This is a genomic window from Salibacterium qingdaonense (genome assembly GCF_900114715.1).
Taxonomy (GTDB): Bacteria; Bacillota; Bacilli; order Bacillales; family Marinococcaceae; genus Salibacterium; species Salibacterium qingdaonense.
In genome coordinates this window covers 69,286-86,088 of the sequence record NZ_FOTY01000001.1, presented here as the reverse complement: position 1 = coordinate 86,088, position 16,803 = coordinate 69,286, and the positions used below count along the sequence as shown (strand labels likewise).

The window sequence follows — 16,803 nt, the reverse complement described above, 5'->3', positions numbered from 1 at the left end:
AGGAGAGATAATCGATATGACGCAGCCATTTGTTCCAGCGAAACGAACCATTATGACCCCGGGACCCGTCGAAGCGGAGCCGCGGGTGCTGAGAGCCATGAGCACACCGATACTCGGACAGTTCGATCCTCTTTTCACATCCATAATGAATGACGTTATGGAAGACCTCCGCCGGGTATTTCAGACGTCCAATCACTGGGCGTTTCCCATTGACGGCACATCCCGGTCCGGACTGGAAGCTGTATTATGCAGCATCATTCATCCGGGAGATAAAGTGCTTGTCCCTGTGTTCGGCCGGTTCGGACAGCTTCTTACAGAGATTGCCGAACGTTACGGCGCCGAGGTATTCACGATGGAGTGCGAGTGGGGGACGGTGTTCGAACCGGCCGAGGTGATCGATGAGATCGAGAGGATACAGCCGCACATCGCGGCCGCCGTTCACGGGGAAACGTCAACCGGTTGTCTCCAGCCGCTCCAGGAAATCGGCCGGTGCTGCCGGGATATGGGCAGTCTTTTTGTCGTCGATGCCGTAGCGTCACTGGGCGGTACAGACGTAAAAGTCGATGAATGGTATATCGACGCCGCCATCGCCGGCACACAGAAGTGTCTCTCCGTTCCATCCGGAATGGCACCGATCACTTACAACGAGCGGGTGGAACAGGTGGTAAACGCCCGCAAAAAAGTCGAACGCGGCATCGCAACCGCAGAAGACGAGTTGGAAAAAAGGAAACAGCCGCCCATTGCCTCCAATTATTTTGATTTGAGCCAGCTCCAGGATTACTGGAGTCCGCGCCGGCTGAATCATCACACCGAGGCGACTTCCATGCTGTACGGCCTGCAGGAGGGGATCCGTATTGTTCTCGAAGAAGGACTGGCGGATCGCTTCAAGCGCCACCGGTTTCATGAGCAGGCATTAAGAGCGGGGCTTCAGGCTATGGGCTTGTCGTTATATGCCGACCACGACGCCAAACTTCCAATGGTCACCTGCGTGAATATCCCCGCTAACGTCGACGGAAACGCGATCCGGCATCTGATGCTGGAACAGTTTGGGGTGGAAATCGCAGCGTCTTTCGGTCCGCTGAAAGGCAAGATCTGGCGTATCGGCACGATGGGATACAGCTGCCGGCGTGAAAATGTACTTTTCACCTTGTCTGCCCTTGAAGCGGCCCTTCTGTCCCATCATGTGCCGATTTACGCGGGACACGCGGTGCAAAAAGCGCTGGAAGTGTATCAAAGAAACACAGAAGGGGTGCAGAAGTCATGAAAAAGCGTCTTGGAACCTATCCTTACGCGTCAAAACGCACCACCACCGCGGCTTCCAAAGGAATGGTCACCACCTCGCAGCCGCTTGCTTCACAGGCAGGACTCGATATGCTCAAAAAAGGCGGCAACGCGGTCGATGCCGCTATTGCAACAGCCGCCTGCCTGACCGTGGTGGAACCCTGTTCCAACGGAATCGGCGGCGATGCTTTTGCGCTCGTCTGGATCAACGATACGCTCCACGGATTAAACGCAAGCGGTCCGGCTCCGAACCATCTTTCCGTGGAAGAAGTGAAACAGCAGGGGTATGACGAGATGCCGGAACGCGGATTTCTGCCCGTGACCGTACCGGGTGCTCCCGGCGCATGGGCCGCTTTGTCCGAACGATTCGGCCGTCTGTCTCTTGAAACGGTGCTCGAACCGGCAGTCTCGTACGCACGGGACGGGTTCCCGCTTTCCCCTGTCACCGCACGGAACTGGCAGAACACGATGGAATCCCTGAAACAGGAGCTGAGCGGTCCTGCCTTTGATGCCTTCTTTGAAACATTCGCTCCCGGCGGCACGATTCCGGCGGCAGGCGATATATGGAAATCCGAAGCTTTTGCGAGGACCCTTGAAGACATCGGCGCAACCAAAGGAGCCTCTTTTTACGAAGGAGATCTTGCCGACCGCATCGACGCCTTTTCCAGGGAACACGGCGGTTTTATCCGAAAAGGGGATTTGAGCCGGTACACTCCGGAGTGGGTCACCCCGGTTTCCATTTCATACAAAGGATACGACATCTGGGAAACACCACCGAACGGACAGGGGACGGTTGCTTTGATGGCCATGAACATATTACGATCCGACTTTTTCCCGGAAAAAGAACAGACAGACACCTACCACAAACAAATTGAAGCAATGAAACTGGCCTTTGCGGACGGAGAACAGTATATTACTGATCCAAAAGATATGACGGTCCAGCCGGAGGAGCTTCTCTCGCCGGAATATGGTGCCATGCGGCGGAAGTCCATTGGAGAAAAAGCTGCCGTACCAAGCGCCGGCACCCCGCAGCACAGCGGAACCGTCTACCTCGCTGCCGCCGACGGCGAAGGAAATATGGTATCGTTTATTCAAAGCAATTATTACAACTTCGGCTCCGGTCTTCTCGTCCCGGGTACCGGCATTCTTCTGCAGAACCGGGGACGGTGTTTCTCGCTGGACAGCGGGCATACCAATGTACTCCGGCCGAACAAAAAAACATACCACACCATCATTCCGGGTTTTATTACCAAGGGAAGTCAGCCGGTCGGTCCGTTTGGTGTGATGGGGTTTTACATGCAGCCGCAGGGGCATCTGCAGGTGGGAATGAACATGATCGATTTTCATCTGAATCCCCAGGCGGCCCTCGACGCTCCGCGCTGGCAGTGGATGGGCAAAAAAACCGTCCGGCTGGAGAGATCCGTGCCCCCGCATATCGCACAAGCGCTGAAGCAGGCGGGGCACGACGTGGAGCTGTCGGTGGATTCCAATGAAATGGGACGCGGACAGGTAATCTGGCGCGACCCGGACACCGGCGTTCTTTACGGCGGAACCGAACCGCGTACCGACGGATCGACTGCTGTGTGGTAAGCTTATGGGAGGAGGAAATAGAATGAAGGCATGGGATACTGTAATTCGAAACGGAAAGATCGTCCTGGACGACCGCGTGGAACAACTCGATATCGGCATCCGGGATGGCATCATCACCGCTCTGGAGACATACCTTGATGGCACGGCGGACTGGGAATATGATGCAGCGGGCTGCCACGTGTTTCCGGGATTGATAGATGTGCACGTCCATTTCAACGAGCCCGGCCGCACCGACTGGGAAGGGTTTCAGTCGGGATCGCAAATGCTCGCCGCCGGTGGATGCACGACCTTTTTTGATATGCCGTTAAACGGGGTTCCTTCCACTGTCACACAGGAAGCCCTCATACAGAAAAAAGAACATGCCGGCCGTCATTCGATTCTTGATGCCGGCTTGTGGGGCGGACTGATGCCGGGTCATGTCCATGATATAAAGGATATGGCCGATGGCGTCATTGGATTTAAAGCTTTTATGGCTCCATCTGGTAACCCTGAGTTTGAAAAATCGGACGATCAGACGCTCTTGGATGGCATGAAGGAAATTGCCGACTGCGGAAAAGTCCTTGCACTCCATGCCGAAAGTGCCCCGATTATAGAGCACATGAAGAGCCGGCAGACCGGGACAGATGCCGATTCATATGCACGCTCGCGCCCGGCAGAAGCAGAATCCGAAGCAGTCCGCCGGGCTCTTTCCTTTGCCCGTGTTACCGGATGCGCTCTTCATTTTGTCCATATCAGCAACGCTGAAACCATCCATATCATCGATCAGGCGAAAAAGGAAGGGATGGACGTGACGGTGGAAACGTGCGCTCATTACCTGCTGTTCAACCATAATACGCTACGCTCCCGGGGAGCTGCCGCCAAATGCGCGCCGCCGCTCCGCGGGGAACAGGAAAGGCAGGCACTCATGCAGTGTCTTTTGGACAACAAAATCGACATGGTCACCTCCGACCACTCCCCCTGCCCTCCGGATCTGAAAGACACCGACGATATGTTTCAGGCGTGGGGCGGGATTAACGGAGGGCAGTTCACCCTGTCCGCCCTGATCGAGACGGCACTCAGCCACAACGTACCGCTCTCCCGCGTGGCAAAGTGGGGAGCGCAGGCACCGGCCCGCCGTTTTCAGATGGAAGACACAAAAGGTGCTGTCCAGGAAGGGCTGCACGCGGATCTGAGCATCGTGGACCTCAGAACAGAGACCCGTATCACGCAGCAGGATCTTTACACAAAACACCGGCAGAGCCTCTATGAAGGACACACTTTTCCCTGCCGGATCGTCCGCACCTTCCAGCGCGGACGTACGGTTTATGACCAGAAACAGGGAGCTGTAGAGCAGCCATAGATAGACAGGAAAGGATGACGCCGACTTGGACTGGACACTTCAAAAGCAATTATTTCTGGGTTTTTTCCGGGCGGGAATTTTCGGGTACGGCGGCGGTCCCGCTTCCATACCGCTCGTTCACAAAGAAGTCGTACAGGGATACGGCTGGATGAGTGATGAGGAATTTTACGATATTCTGGCGATTGGCAATACACTTCCCGGCCCCATCATGACAAAAATGGCGGGATACATCGGTTACCGTACCGGCGGCGTGACCGGAATGTTCAGCGCACTGACCGCCTCTGTTTTTCCGACGGTGGTGCTGATGATCGTTTTGATTGGAGCTCTTTTGTCATTTCAATCGTCTCCGATCGTTCAAGGGATGACAAGCGCCATTGCTCCTGTTGTCGGGGTTATGATGCTCACCCTGACCTACAATACGCTGAAAAGTACCAAAGGCCGGACGGGGTGGTTATTTGTCACTGTCTTTACAGTGCTCAGCATTGTTGTTCTCGAACTGCTGAACATTCACCCCGCGTTTTGGATCGCCCTGCTTCTGATTATCGGCGTGATGTACTGGAGAAAACCAGCATCACCTGAAGAATAATGCGCCTGCTGGAGGTTTTTTCATCATGATTTTCTGGGAATTATTTATGGCTTTCTTTATACCGGGGATTGTAGGATACGGCGGCGGTCCGGCTTCCATCCCCCTGATCAAGCATGAAGTCGTCGAACGCTACAGCATGGTGACGACAGAACAGTTCGGCGAAATGCTCGCGCTCGGCAACACGCTCCCGGGTCCCATCGCAACAAAAATGGCAGGATATATCGGTTATGAAGCAGCCGGAGTTCCCGGCGCGGCAGTAGCTTTATTTGCAACCATCGCGCCTTCTCTCCTGGCGATGATTTTTCTGCTCGGCTTATTGTATACATTCAAAGACTCTCCGCGCGTCAAAAAAATGACGCTTTATATCCGCCCGGCTGTTGCAGTGCTCCTCGGCGCCCTTGCCGTGCAGTTTTTTCAAAGCGGAGCGGCCGACGCCGGGATCACCCACACGATCATTTTAGGCGCCGGCAGCCTGTTTTTGTTTGAACGAACCAGACTTCACCCGGCATTTGTCATATTGGCTGCCCTGCTTTACGGTGTTATTTTTCTTTCTTGACGTCTTTTGTGAAAGAACGAAGACGGCAGAAGCTATCTAAACGATGAACCGGCATGCTTGCTGCAGCCGGTTCTTTCTGTTTCACCCGCCGTATCCGGCGGTTTTCCCGCCAAACCAAGCCCAATACGAGCCGAATGAAAGACTTTACATGCCGAATAAGCTGGATTACAAGCCAACGCAGGCAAAAAAATCCGCCCGTATGCTGTGTTTCCGCGGCCGGAAATCTGCCTTTACCACCCGCTGGGGCTGCGGTGTTTCTGCTGCAGCCAGGTTATCCAGTTCCCGCTTGTAATGTGCTCCCCGATCCCGGCCGGCTGATTCCAGTAATACGTGTAGGCTTCGATGTCCCGGCCTCTTTCGTCCGTGACCGTCACAATGTCCCGCACGTACTGACTGCCCGCTGTGTCACCTTCATCGTATCCTTCGAGCCTGTCCAGATCCTCCAGCACTTCGTCGTACTTGTCGTTTTGTATGTACATGATGTCCCCCTGCACCATCGTGTTTCCTTCTTTAACAAGGCAGGGAAAACGCCCGTGATCAGCAGCATACAGCCGGCCTGTCATCACCGCGCTGCGTTCTTCTTTTGTCCGTCCTTTCAAGATTAATTCATAGTTGTGAAGACCTGTTCGCAGCGTCCCGTAAACAAATACCGGGAGATTCATACATACCATGCTCCTCTCTTTCTGTCATGATACACAAATCGGGCACCCGACGTATAGGACGGATGCCCGTTTGTTTATGAGAATAAATAGAGAGTTTCTTAGATTCTTAGACTTCCTGCTCTTCCGGTACGTGTAGTCCGACGCCTTCTGCGACGCGGCGGCCGTAATCCGGATCAGCTTTGTAGAAATGCTTAATCTGGCGGAGCTTGATTTCATCTTTCTTCACAGCGCCCAGATCGCCGACGATAGCATCAATCAAACGCTGCTTTTCATCTTCTTCCATAAGACGGTAAAGGTCACCGGCCTGCGTATAGTGATCTTCACTGTCATAGTTCACGCTGTCCGCCTGACCTTCCACTTCAAACGGATCGATTCTGCCACGGTCGGTTTCGGTCGGGCCGTCAAAGCTGTTCGGCTCATAGTTGACCGTGCCTCCGCCGTTGCCGTCCGTTCTCATGAAGCCGTCACGCTGATAGTTGTCCGCGCCGCTTACAGGGCGGTTGACCGGGATCTGCTCGTGATTGGCTCCCACGCGGTAACGATGTGCGTCCGAGTATGCGAACAAGCGGCCCTGCAGCATCTTGTCCGGAGAAGCTTCGATTCCGGGTACAAAGTGACCAGGGGAGAACGCAGCCTGTTCCACCTCAGCGAAATAGTTTTCAGGGTTCTTGTTCAGCACCATACGGCCTACTTCAATACGCGGATACTCATCTTTTGGTACCGTCTTCGTTACGTCAAAGATATCCCACTTATGATGCTTATAGTCTTCATACGGAATGATCTGAACATAAAGCTTCCAGGACGGAAAGTCACCGTCTTCAATCGCATTGAAGAGATCTTCTGTATGATAGTCCGGATTTTCCCCGGCAATCTTGTCAAACGTCGCCTGATCCAGGGATTTCACGCCCTGCTCACTGACAAAGTGATATTTTATCCAGAACGCTTCGCCTTCCGCGTTCACCCATTTGAAGGTGTGGCTTCCATAGCCGTTCATATGACGGTAGGTAGCCGGAAGACCGCGGTCGCCGTGCAGGTAAGTAACCTGATGGAGCGATTCAGGGGAGAGAGACCAGAAGTCCCAAACCATGTTCGGATCTTTCAGGTGTGTTCTCGGATCACGCTTCTGCGTATGGATAAAGTCCGGGAACTTAATCGCATCACGAATGAAGAAGATCGGAGTATTGTTTCCGACAAGATCATAGTTTCCTTCTTCGGTGTAGAACTTCACGGCGAAACCGCGCGGATCGCGCACCGTGTCCGCGGAACCTGCTTCCCCTGCAACAGTGGAGAAACGGATGAACATCGGCGTTGTTTTACCGGCTTCGCTGAGGAAATCCGCTTTTGTGTATTTGGAGATTTCGTCGTTGGTTACTTCAAAGTAGCCGTGTGCACCGGCACCTTTTGCATGAACGACACGTTCCGGAATACGTTCACGGTTAAAGTGGGCCAGTTTTTCCAGCAGATGGACGTCCTGAATGACAGTCGGCCCTCTGGATCCGGCTGTTACAGAATGCTGGTTGTCGCCGACCGGCATGCCTGATCCGGTAGTCAAATTGCTACGGTTATCTTTACTCATTCATGATCACCTCATTGAATTTTTCTATATATCTATGATAACACTTATTATCGAAAAATCAATACTAGATTATAATAATTTTAAATAGTGATCTGGAAATTCTTCCACCTTTTCTATTCGGAGCTGAACCTTTTATTCAGCCTCGAAAAATCATCCGGTGCTGTACGGGGAAAGGGAGGGAGTTGTCATCAATTACCTCTCATCATTGATAATCAAAATGGTATGTATAATAGAAAAAGCTGCTCCCCCCGAAGGGGAAAACAGCTTTATGTTATTCGTTGATTGCTTCTTTCAAGCCTTTTCCTGGTTTAAAAGCAGGCACTTTGCTTGCAGGTATTTTCATCGTTTCGCCGGTCTGCGGATTACGGCCTTCGCGTTCCGCGCGTTCACGGATTTCAAAATTGCCGAATCCGATGAGCTGGACTTTATCGCCGGTCTTCAACGAACTTTCAATGGTTTCCAGTGTAGCATTCACCGCGGCTTCACTGTCTTTCTTGCTTAATTCTGCTCTCTCTGCTACGTCATTAATAAGGTCTGTTTTATTCATTATGGTACCTCCTTGTTTTTCTGCTTCTATTATTCTTTCAATACATGACGGAAATATACCTGCTGCCCGGGAATAATTTTTTATTTATCTTTTATTCATTTCTCCCGGAACCGCTCCCTGACGATCGCCGCAGTCCAACTTATCGATCTTTTTCATATCGTTTTCACTTAATTCAAAATCAAACACGTGATAGTTTTCCTCGATGCGGGAAGGCGTCACGGATTTTGGAATAACGATAGAATCATTCTGAAGATGCCAGCGGATGACGATCTGCGCCGGTGTTTTGTCATGCTCTGCCGCAAGCTCCTGGACCACCTCATCCTCAAGCACCGCTTTACCATGCATCAAGGGGCTCCATGCTTCCAGATAAATGTCGTGTTTATGGCAGTATTTCTTCATTTTTGTCTGGGCAAAGTAAGGATGACATTCCACCTGATTCACAGCCGGCTTTATGTCACATTCATTCAATAGGCGCTGCAGATGTTCTTCTTCAAAGTTGCAGACGCCGATAGCTTTAATACGCCCGTCGTTGTAAAGTTTCTCCATCGCTTTGAACGTATCTACGTAATCATCATAAGCAGGCGTCGGCCAGTGGATCAAATATAAGTCCAGATAATCAAGGCCCAGGTTATCGAGGCTTCTTTCAAATGCTTCGAGTGTCCTGTTATAGCCCTGATCCCCGTTCCATACTTTCGTTGTGATAAAAAGTTCATCCCGGGGGATACTGCTTTCCTTCAGTGCCCGGCCGACACCTTGCTCATTATTGTAAAAAGCGGCCGTATCAATGGAGCGGTATCCGGTTTCGAGCGCTTTTTTGACAGCAGGTACGGCTTCGTCTTCCGGAACTTTCCACACGCCAAAACCAAGCTGCGGCATCACTACACCATTATTTAACGTTACGTCCTTCATTTCATTTCCACCCTTCACGTAATTATAGCATATCCCTACCATATGGTGCCGGTCTGTTCATCATTCTTCCACTATTACGTTTCGGTCTCCTCCCCTCCTGCCATATGTTTATCTTCCATGATCCGGATGGTTCGTAACGTGCTCCACATGATAACATATGCCGGCACACTTCCGGCAAAAAAGAATAAAAGTCCTGAAAACCAGGCTGTAAGAAGCGCCGTTATGACACATGCGGCAGCCGAGAAAATGACACCAAGCGGAGATCCGGCACCAATAAAAAACGCCTGTTTGAAATACTCCATCATGCACATGCGGTAGTGCACAAGGGCCGGAAACAAAAACAGTACAGTGATGACGTACAGTAAAAACAGACTCCCGGACACGGTTATCAATACAAAGGACAGTATCCCATCCATGGATGAAAAAAACTGAAAGTCGACGTAAAATACATATGCCGGGACGAGCGCGATGTAACCGATTGCATTGGATCGTAAAAATTCGCTTCGCACAGACTGCCAAAACGTTGGAAGGACGGCAATTTCCTCATCTTGGGTCAGCCATTTCCGCACGACTGCAAACATCCCAGCAGTCGCTGGAAACAGTCCCGCTATAAGAAGCCCTGCAAGACTAAACAAAACCCAGAGGACATTGACGTAAGCGAGTCTGGTAATCCAGTTCAGCGTCGTATGAAACACAGAACCTGCCTTTTTCCTATTCATCTTTCCTCCTCCTTCCTGCTGTTGGATCATTCATTGCTGTCATTGGAATGAAAGGTGTTCATGCAGCCACGACACACAGCGGCCTGCTCTGACCTCATGGGCTCCATCAAACGGTTCCCATTCCAGTTGTCCGGCTGCCCTCTGATTCTCATAAATATCCCCGAGCACCTCCACTGCTTTCCGGGCCCCTTCAAGAGGAAAAAGGGGATCTCTGCTTCCGGATTCAATAAATAACGGACGCGGCGCCGTTAAGCCGATATAGGCCGGTAGCTCTGCACCGCTTAACAGACCGGGTACGTAATTATCGAGACAGTGTTCCACCGGCCACAGACTTTCCTGATATGTATTTACAAATCCGGAAAGCACGGCCGCCTGGATCCGCTCATCCAGGGCAGCCGTGTAAGCTGCAATCAGTCCGCCCCCCGAGAACCCCATGATACCGGGGCCATTCTCGTTCACGTCGGGAAAGGCAGCCATATCATCAAGAAGAAGCCTTGCTTCCTGTACGCGGAGACCAGCCAGTGTTTTTCCCACAGACAGAAGCTGAGCGCCCATTTTGTAACAGGATTTAGGACGGCTGCGGCGCTTATCTTCGTCGAGTCTGCGGTCTCCAAAGCCGATGATTTCCGGCGCAAATACTTTAAAACCCCTGGAGGCAAGCAGCGCCGCAAAATGGCGGTGAATACCGCTTCCTTCTTCATCCTCTTCCCCGCTTTCTGTCAAACCGGCAATCTCACGGCTGCCGTACCCGTGCCCGTGGAGAGCCAGGACAGCCGGATGCCGCTTTGCCCCGTTGTCAGGGGTCAGGACATACACCGGACCCGGCCGGTCGTCTGTGTAATGGAATACATACCGTTCCCGCCGGTACGCGGACAACTCTTTCGTTTCCAGTATCTCAGGCGGACGGCTCGACTTCTTTTCCTGGAAATCACCAAGCATCGAAGATAGATCAGCTTTGCTGACAGACTGCGGCTTCCGGTTTTCTGCAGCTTCTTGATACACGTTTTGAAAGTATTGGTCTATTTTATAATTCATCAGCATTCCTCTCCATGCTGTACTCTTCAACGTCCTCCCCTTTTATTCCTTCTTTGTGCCTGACTTTCTGTTGTCAAAAAAAAAAACCCTTTTCAGCTATAAACGCCGAAAGGGGCTTCTTTTTTTATTTATTCTGCGATTCATCCTTCAATGCTTCCACGCTCACTCCCGGATTCCACTGCAGGTGGGAAAAGTCCTGAAACTGCTGCCAGTCGCCTCCCCACTCGAATCCGATACGCTTTGCGATATCTCCTGCTTCCTGCCAGTCCGCTTCGCCGTTGTCATTTCCGTCATATGTTGTATTCCATGTCACGTCCCCGTTATTCTTTCTCAAGGCGAAATCAACAGCCAATCCGTAATTGTGGTAAGACTCACCGCCCCGGGCATAGGTGACAATACTACCTTCTTCACTGCGTCCCTGGGCATACAGGTCATTTTGCTGCTCTTTGGAACGGTATCCTTGCGTAATCACAACATCTATTCCCTGCTCTGCCGTCTGTTCCACAAATTCCTGCTTCATTTTCTCCACTTCGGGATGCAGGCTGGACCGGGCCGCCATCTCTTCTATATGGTCTTCTCTCTCCTGCTGCCAGGCTGCAAATAGAATGATAGAAAGGATGCCTATTAATGTTAGATCCCAGCCGGAATATAGTGTCATGATCTGTTCCTTTCTAAAGGTGTTTACGCGTAAAGATAAGGGATGCAGGCGAAAGTGTCAATCAAGAATCATTCTTATTGACAGGAAAAACAGGCAGTGAGAAATAAAACAGGCTTCCTTCTCCTTTCCTGCTCTCCACCCCGACTTCTCCTCCGTGGGACCGCACAATTTCAGCGGAAATGGCAAGACCAAGGCCCACACCTTCTTCTGATTTCACCACATTGGCCCCGCCTTTGAAAAAACGCTTGAATACATTAGGCAGCTCTTCTCCTTCGATTCCCGGGCCATCATCCCTGACGCCCGTCATAATAGAATGGCGGTCTTCTTGTTCCTGCACGATAAGAGTGACAGTACCTCCGGAAGGGGTGAACTTCTTTGCATTCAGCAGCAGATTGGAAAGCACCTGCTCCATGCGGATTGGGTCTATGGAAACGACACCGTTCCTTTCAGGCGGAAGGTGATCCTCCCATGTAAATAAAATACCCTTTCTTTCTATTTCTTCTTTATAAACGAAATATATTGTTTCCACATAGTCCCTCATATTTCGTTCTTCAAACGTGTACGTGATGCCGCCGGACTCGAGTTTGGCCAGTTCTCTCAGGTCATCGGTTATCTTTTGAAGAAGCAGCGTCTTGTTGTAAACGAGTTGAAGATACGCCGGATCCCCCCGGTCGATCACGCCGTCAAGCATTCCCTTGATATAACCTTGAATAGACGTCATCGGCGTGCCAAGCTCATGGGAAATATTGGACATCAGCTCCTGCCTGGCACGGTACATGCGCTCCAACCTCTGATTCGCCTTTTCAAGCTCCTGATTTGTTTCTGTCAGTTTCCGAGTCCTAAGTTCCACTTTTTCCTCCAGGGTTTGGTTGGCCTTTTCCAACCTGTCGGAAAGCTGACGGGAATGGGTGAGAGCATTAGTAAAACGGCTTGCCATAATGAAGGACTGGGCAAACAGGTAAGAAAACACCCCGATTGAAACGGTTTCTCCAGTATTGATGATGTGGTTGTAATGCAGAACATCGTTCACAACAAAAGCAAGCAGAATGAGCATTGCGCCGGCATGAGCGCGGGATCCCCGCCGTCCACGGCAAAGCGCAGTCCACAATACGATATTAATGTAGACAAGGGCCAAAACCGCTGTGCTTTGAAGGAATATCATGCCTTCTGTGAAAATCCGGGCCGGTGTTACAAGAATGATAAAAGCCATCAACGAGAACAGAGTCAAAAACGAATTTCGTATCCAAATGTTCATATCGCGGTGATACTGTGTATAAATGAATAAAATAGCACAAACAATGCCCAGACAAGGAGCCCAGTATTCGAATTTCAACGTCCATTCCCAGGGAATACCGGAGAAAAAACGAAGAAACAACACTTCCCCAAGGAGCAGAGTCCGTGCCGCCACAGCCAAACAGAGTCCGCCGAAAAAGAGAGGGGCGGTATCGCTCGGACGGAGCACGAAGATACCAAGATGATACAGCCCCATGACAAGCAGACTGACTACGAGAAACACCTCACGGGTGGTATTTTGGTCCCTCATGCTTTGAATATTTTCTGCCGAACCAATATAAAAGGAATCCCACCATCCGGACTTACGCTGGTGAAACTCTGATACATGCAGTACAAGGTCGATTGTATCCGACTCCGGTTTAAAATACGCGGCCTGTGGATGATGATCAGGCCGCGTACTGCTTCGGCTCACACCGGGTGTCCCATTTTCAGCTACAACCTTTTGATCCACCCACAACGTATAAGCGGTCGCAATCTCAGGTATGTATATACCGGCTGTATCATCAGTCAGGAGTTCTGGAAGCTCTATCTCAAGATGATAGGTCCCATATCCTTTATTAGGAAGCGGGCCGCTTTCTGTCTGGGTATCAGACCAACCAGAAGGAGTCTGGACATACAGAGGATCCGCCCCGCTTCCGGATACCTCGGAAGGTAACATTAAGCGCTGCCAGTAAAACTTCCACTCCCCGTCCAGTGTATATACCGCTTCCTCCTGTTCGTCTTCCGGAAGAGTCAGAACCCCGTTTGAAGCGGCTGAATCATCAACCACAGGGTTCCCGCACCCAGCAAGCCCCGCAGCCAGTATAAGAAAAAGCGTGTACATTATCGTTTTCATTTTGTAACCGCCCCATATACGGAGTTTATCCGTTTTGATTCTATTAAAGTATATCATACAAATGACCCACATAGACTCATCCATATACAACGAAAACACCTGTCATTCTTCTCCACCCCCACCTATCCACAACTTTAGACACACGCCCTTGTTTTTCCTTTTACAGATTGTTGATTTTCAAAAGGTATTTAACATTTACAATATTATTTTTGCTGGTCATTTATTGTACGATTAAGTTGTGTTTAATTTTGTAAGCGCTTACTAATAAGGGAGGGACAGAATTATCATGAAAAAGTTTTCCATCATGTTAACTGCTGCTTTAATTTGTGCCTGGACGGTGCCACACGTACCGGCCGCTGCTTCCACCGCTTCAGACGCTGCACAGGCACCGGTACAATTAGAAGATCTCGACCGTGGACTGAAAGCCGTAAATGTTGATAATGGTGTCTTTCTGGGCTGGCGTCTTCTTGCAGGAGAAGTCACCGGACACTCGGACACCGGAATGACAGGTGCCGATTTTCATGTTTTCCGAAATGGAGAAAAGATTGCAGAAGTAGAAAACAGCACCAACTATCTGGATGAAGATGGAGATGTCGATGACGAATACGTTGTTAAATCCGTGACAGACGGTTCCGTGAAATCCACAAGTAAAACAGTAACACCCTGGGCGGAAAACTATTATGAACTGCCGCTCCAGAAGCCCGATGAGGGAGTAACACCAGCCGGCCAAACGTACTCCTATCACGCCAACGATATGAGTGTCGGTGATGTAACCGGCGACGGCCGGTATGAATACGTCGTGAAATGGGACCCGGATAACTCCAAGGATGTCTCCCAGAATGGATACACCGGAAACACGTACATTGATACGTACACCTATGACGGAGAACTGCTCTACAGAATTGACCTGGGCAAAAACGTCCGTTCGGGCGCCCACTACACTCAGTTTCTAGTGAGTGATTTTGACAACAGCGGCAAGGCGGAACTTATGTTCAAAACCGCTCCCGGAACAAAAGTGATACATTATGATGATAACGAAGAAGTGGAGTCAGAGGAATATATCACGATGCCAAAAGAAGATAAAGAAGCGGGTTACAGCCATTCTGACGATTACCGGATGAGCAGTGAAGATTACTATAATCACATCGTTGAGATGTTTATGGGGTGGCATGAGCACGAAGAAGTTGTAAATGGCAGGTGGCCGGAGACGCTGGAAGAAAGTTTCGGCATTGAACCACGGTATGAATATCCATTATCCAGAGAAGATGCCAAAAGTCTGGCCGATTACTTTATGGACGAATACGCGCCGTCACGCAGTGACCGGAACAATTTGAGAGAACTTGAAGGATTTATCCTGGAAGGACCGGAATACCTAACTGTATTCAACGGAGAAACCGGTGAAGAACTGGAAACAATTGATTATAAGCCTGCTCGTCACGATGACGGACTGATGTGGGGCGACTATGCCATGAGCCGTATCGAGCCCGGAAATCGGGTAGATCGATTTCTGGCAGGAACAGCCTATCTTGATGGCAAAAGGCCGTATGCCGTATTTGCCCGCGGTTATTACACGAGAACCTCTCTCGTTTCCTACAGCTGGAACGGGGAGGAATTACAAGAACATTGGTACGTAGACAGCGGCTGGACTCCGATGGATAATCCATTTAACGCCGGTCCGCACGGCACACCGGGAACAAATGAAGAATTCAGCTCTATCACCACACAGGGCAATCATTCCTTCAGCACGGCCGACGTAGATGAAGATGGAAAGCACGAAATCATTTACGGTTCCGCGACCATTGACCATGACGGCTCCCTGCTTTATAGTTCGTTTGATACCTTACCCGAAGGAAGCGCAGACCCGGGAGCTGATGCCCGTCTCGGTCACGGAGATGCGATGCATGTTGCTGACATCGATCCGAACCGGGAAGGGCTTGAGATTTTCACGGTTCATGAACCCGGCGCGAACGCCCCGTACGGCTATGCGCTGCGGGAGGCAGAAAACGGAGAGGTTATCTACGGGGAATATACCGGAGAGGACACCGGCCGCGGCATGATCGGAGATATCCATCCTGAATACGAAGGATTGGAAACATGGGCGGAAGGTTTATGGACCGCAGATGGAGAACGTATCAGCGAGGATATGCCCGGAACGAACATGAACATCAAATGGTCCGCTGATATGACGACTCAAATCATAGACGGTGCCATTGACGAAACGCCGGTCATTAACGACTGGCAGGAAGGCACAGTTCTTACCGCCGAGGGAACGAGAACAAATAACTATACGAAGGGAAATCCGGGTCTTGTGGCTGATGTATTCGGAGACTGGCGTGAAGAAATGCTGGTCCGCACTACGGACAGTTCTGCTATCCGAATGTATATGAACACGGAGGTAACAGACCACAAGCTTTATACGCTGATGCACGATCCACAGTACCGTACCGGAATATCCTGGCAGAATTCAGCATATAACCAGCCGGCTTATCCCAGTTTCTATTTCGGTTCGGACATGAACTGGGGCGATGTTCCGGTTCCGGTCATCCAGCCGGACAATCCACTCGGACAGCTCGAGGCCACGTTAAAGAATTACATTAAAGAAGGTAAAATCAACAAACCTATGCAGCAGAAATTAGAGAACCGGCTGCGCCAGGCAAAGCATCACGCCGAGAAAGACAATATCGATCAGGCGCGTCATTTCATGTATACATTTACTTCGCAGCTGATGATGCCCAATCACGAAAACCATATCAGCGAAGAAGCCGCAGAGGACTTGAAAAAGCAGGCCATCATGGTCATCCGCTCATGGAAAAACCAGCTCTAAGTGGACACTCCACGTTCAAGAACAACCCTCAGTGTCCGGTAAACTGTTTCCTCTTTCCTTTCAAAAAATAAAGAGTCTGAGACAAAAGTAAAATAGGTGGAGGACAACACGAATGTTTTGCATCATTGCTCAACAGTCGAATGGTAGCGGAGCCAAAATGCTTCGACTCCTGCTCAGAACAGCACGAGTCTCAAGACCCCGCAGGAAGCGATTTTCTTCCGAGGAGGCTTGAGCCGTGCCCGCGGCAAAGAAGACACGATGAGCCCCGGCGAATCGATGTCGCCCTTGTGCTCTGGAGTAAAAGCGAAGCATTTTGGCGCAGCGGTTTGTCTCAGCAACGAAAAATGCCGAACGATTTTTTAAAATCGTTCGGCATTTTTCTATCTTATACAG

15 protein-coding genes are annotated in these 16,803 nt (G+C 50.7%); 6 read left to right on the top strand and 9 right to left on the bottom strand.

The annotated features are described in order from the left end of the window. Positions 1–16 precede the first annotated feature (16 nt). Genes BM058_RS00385 through BM058_RS00365 form a run of 5 tightly spaced genes read left to right on the top strand, consistent with a single transcriptional unit; the run spans position 17 to position 5,352 of the window. On the top strand, positions 17–1,264 hold the full coding sequence (locus BM058_RS00385; protein ID WP_090925060.1) for a pyridoxal-phosphate-dependent aminotransferase family protein: 1,248 nt from the start codon (positions 17–19) through the stop codon (positions 1,262–1,264). Further along, positions 1,261–2,871 (top strand): gamma-glutamyltransferase family protein, encoded by a 1,611-nt coding sequence (locus tag BM058_RS00380; RefSeq protein ID WP_090925059.1) that lies wholly within the window; start codon positions 1,261–1,263, stop codon positions 2,869–2,871. The genes BM058_RS00385 and BM058_RS00380 overlap by 4 nt, the downstream gene beginning before the upstream one ends. Before the next feature lie 22 nt (positions 2,872–2,893). Continuing rightward, a complete protein-coding gene (gene allB / locus BM058_RS00375; protein WP_090925058.1) occupies positions 2,894–4,210 on the top strand; it encodes an allantoinase AllB in 1,317 nt (438 codons plus the stop codon). 25 nt (positions 4,211–4,235) lie between these two features. Next, complete coding sequence (locus BM058_RS00370) at positions 4,236–4,796, top strand: chromate transporter (protein ID WP_090925057.1); 561 nt, start codon at positions 4,236–4,238, stop codon at positions 4,794–4,796. 25 nt (positions 4,797–4,821) lie between these two features. Beyond that, a complete protein-coding gene (locus BM058_RS00365) occupies positions 4,822–5,352 on the top strand; it encodes a chromate transporter (protein WP_090925056.1) in 531 nt (176 codons plus the stop codon). 230 nt (positions 5,353–5,582) lie between these two features. Here the strand turns inward: BM058_RS00365 and BM058_RS00360 are convergent, their stop codons facing one another. From BM058_RS00360 to BM058_RS00325, 8 genes are all read right to left on the bottom strand, one after another. After that, on the bottom strand, positions 5,583–6,014 hold the full coding sequence (locus BM058_RS00360) for a gamma-glutamylcyclotransferase family protein (protein WP_177195367.1): 432 nt from the start codon (positions 6,012–6,014) through the stop codon (positions 5,583–5,585). A gap of 106 nt (positions 6,015–6,120) precedes the next feature. Next, positions 6,121–7,590: a catalase gene (locus BM058_RS00355; protein WP_090925054.1), complete on the bottom strand. Its 1,470-nt coding sequence runs from the start codon at positions 7,588–7,590 to the stop codon at positions 6,121–6,123. 271 nt (positions 7,591–7,861) lie between these two features. Then, positions 7,862–8,137 carry an HU family DNA-binding protein gene (locus BM058_RS00350; RefSeq protein ID WP_090925053.1) on the bottom strand — a complete coding sequence of 92 codons (276 nt, stop codon included), beginning with the start codon at positions 8,135–8,137 and terminating at the stop codon, positions 7,862–7,864. 84 nt (positions 8,138–8,221) lie between these two features. Further along, positions 8,222–9,046, bottom strand: a complete 825-nt coding sequence (locus BM058_RS00345; RefSeq protein WP_090925052.1) for an aldo/keto reductase — start codon at positions 9,044–9,046, stop codon at positions 8,222–8,224. 74 nt (positions 9,047–9,120) lie between these two features. Continuing rightward, on the bottom strand, positions 9,121–9,765 hold the full coding sequence (locus BM058_RS00340) for a YesL family protein (RefSeq protein ID WP_177195366.1): 645 nt from the start codon (positions 9,763–9,765) through the stop codon (positions 9,121–9,123). Between the two features lie 39 nt (positions 9,766–9,804). Continuing rightward, positions 9,805–10,800, bottom strand: a complete 996-nt coding sequence (locus tag BM058_RS00335; protein WP_090925268.1) for a dienelactone hydrolase family protein — start codon at positions 10,798–10,800, stop codon at positions 9,805–9,807. Between the two features lie 124 nt (positions 10,801–10,924). Next, positions 10,925–11,458: a M15 family metallopeptidase gene (locus tag BM058_RS00330; protein WP_090925050.1), complete on the bottom strand. Its 534-nt coding sequence runs from the start codon at positions 11,456–11,458 to the stop codon at positions 10,925–10,927. Positions 11,459–11,519: 61 nt separating this feature from the next. Continuing rightward, positions 11,520–13,586 carry a sensor histidine kinase gene (locus tag BM058_RS00325; protein WP_177195365.1) on the bottom strand — a complete coding sequence of 689 codons (2,067 nt, stop codon included), beginning with the start codon at positions 13,584–13,586 and terminating at the stop codon, positions 11,520–11,522. A gap of 286 nt (positions 13,587–13,872) precedes the next feature. Here BM058_RS00325 and BM058_RS00320 point away from each other — a divergent pair, with 286 nt between their 5' ends. After that, entirely contained in the window at positions 13,873–16,410 is a 2,538-nt protein-coding gene (locus BM058_RS00320) for a rhamnogalacturonan lyase (protein ID WP_090925048.1), read from the top strand. Positions 16,411–16,539: 129 nt separating this feature from the next. Here the strand turns inward: BM058_RS00320 and BM058_RS18495 are convergent. Further along, the coding region (locus BM058_RS18495) for a hypothetical protein (RefSeq protein WP_218151885.1) at positions 16,540–16,803 on the bottom strand (264 nt) is incomplete at its 5' end.

Bases quoted from the DNA above. Each gene is read 5' to 3' on its own strand.
- BM058_RS00360 (WP_177195367.1), bottom strand. From the start codon at position 6,014: ATGAATCTCCCGGTATTTGTTTACGGGACGCTGCGAACAGGTCTTCAC.
- allB (WP_090925058.1), top strand. From the start codon at position 2,894: ATGAAGGCATGGGATACTGTAATTCGAAACGGAAAGATCGTCCTGGAC.
- BM058_RS00335 (WP_090925268.1), bottom strand. From the start codon at position 10,800: ATGAATTATAAAATAGACCAATACTTTCAAAACGTGTATCAAGAAGCT.
- BM058_RS00340 (WP_177195366.1), bottom strand. From the start codon at position 9,765: ATGAATAGGAAAAAGGCAGGTTCTGTGTTTCATACGACGCTGAACTGG.
- BM058_RS00345 (WP_090925052.1), bottom strand. From the start codon at position 9,046: ATGAAGGACGTAACGTTAAATAATGGTGTAGTGATGCCGCAGCTTGGT.
- BM058_RS00385 (WP_090925060.1), top strand. From the start codon at position 17: ATGACGCAGCCATTTGTTCCAGCGAAACGAACCATTATGACCCCGGGA.
- BM058_RS00350 (WP_090925053.1), bottom strand. From the start codon at position 8,137: ATGAATAAAACAGACCTTATTAATGACGTAGCAGAGAGAGCAGAATTA.
- BM058_RS00365 (WP_090925056.1), top strand. From the start codon at position 4,822: ATGATTTTCTGGGAATTATTTATGGCTTTCTTTATACCGGGGATTGTA.
- BM058_RS00355 (WP_090925054.1), bottom strand. From the start codon at position 7,590: ATGAGTAAAGATAACCGTAGCAATTTGACTACCGGATCAGGCATGCCG.
- BM058_RS00330 (WP_090925050.1), bottom strand. From the start codon at position 11,458: ATGACACTATATTCCGGCTGGGATCTAACATTAATAGGCATCCTTTCT.
- BM058_RS00380 (WP_090925059.1), top strand. From the start codon at position 1,261: ATGAAAAAGCGTCTTGGAACCTATCCTTACGCGTCAAAACGCACCACC.
- BM058_RS00320 (WP_090925048.1), top strand. From the start codon at position 13,873: ATGAAAAAGTTTTCCATCATGTTAACTGCTGCTTTAATTTGTGCCTGG.
- BM058_RS00325 (WP_177195365.1), bottom strand. From the start codon at position 13,586: ATGAAAACGATAATGTACACGCTTTTTCTTATACTGGCTGCGGGGCTT.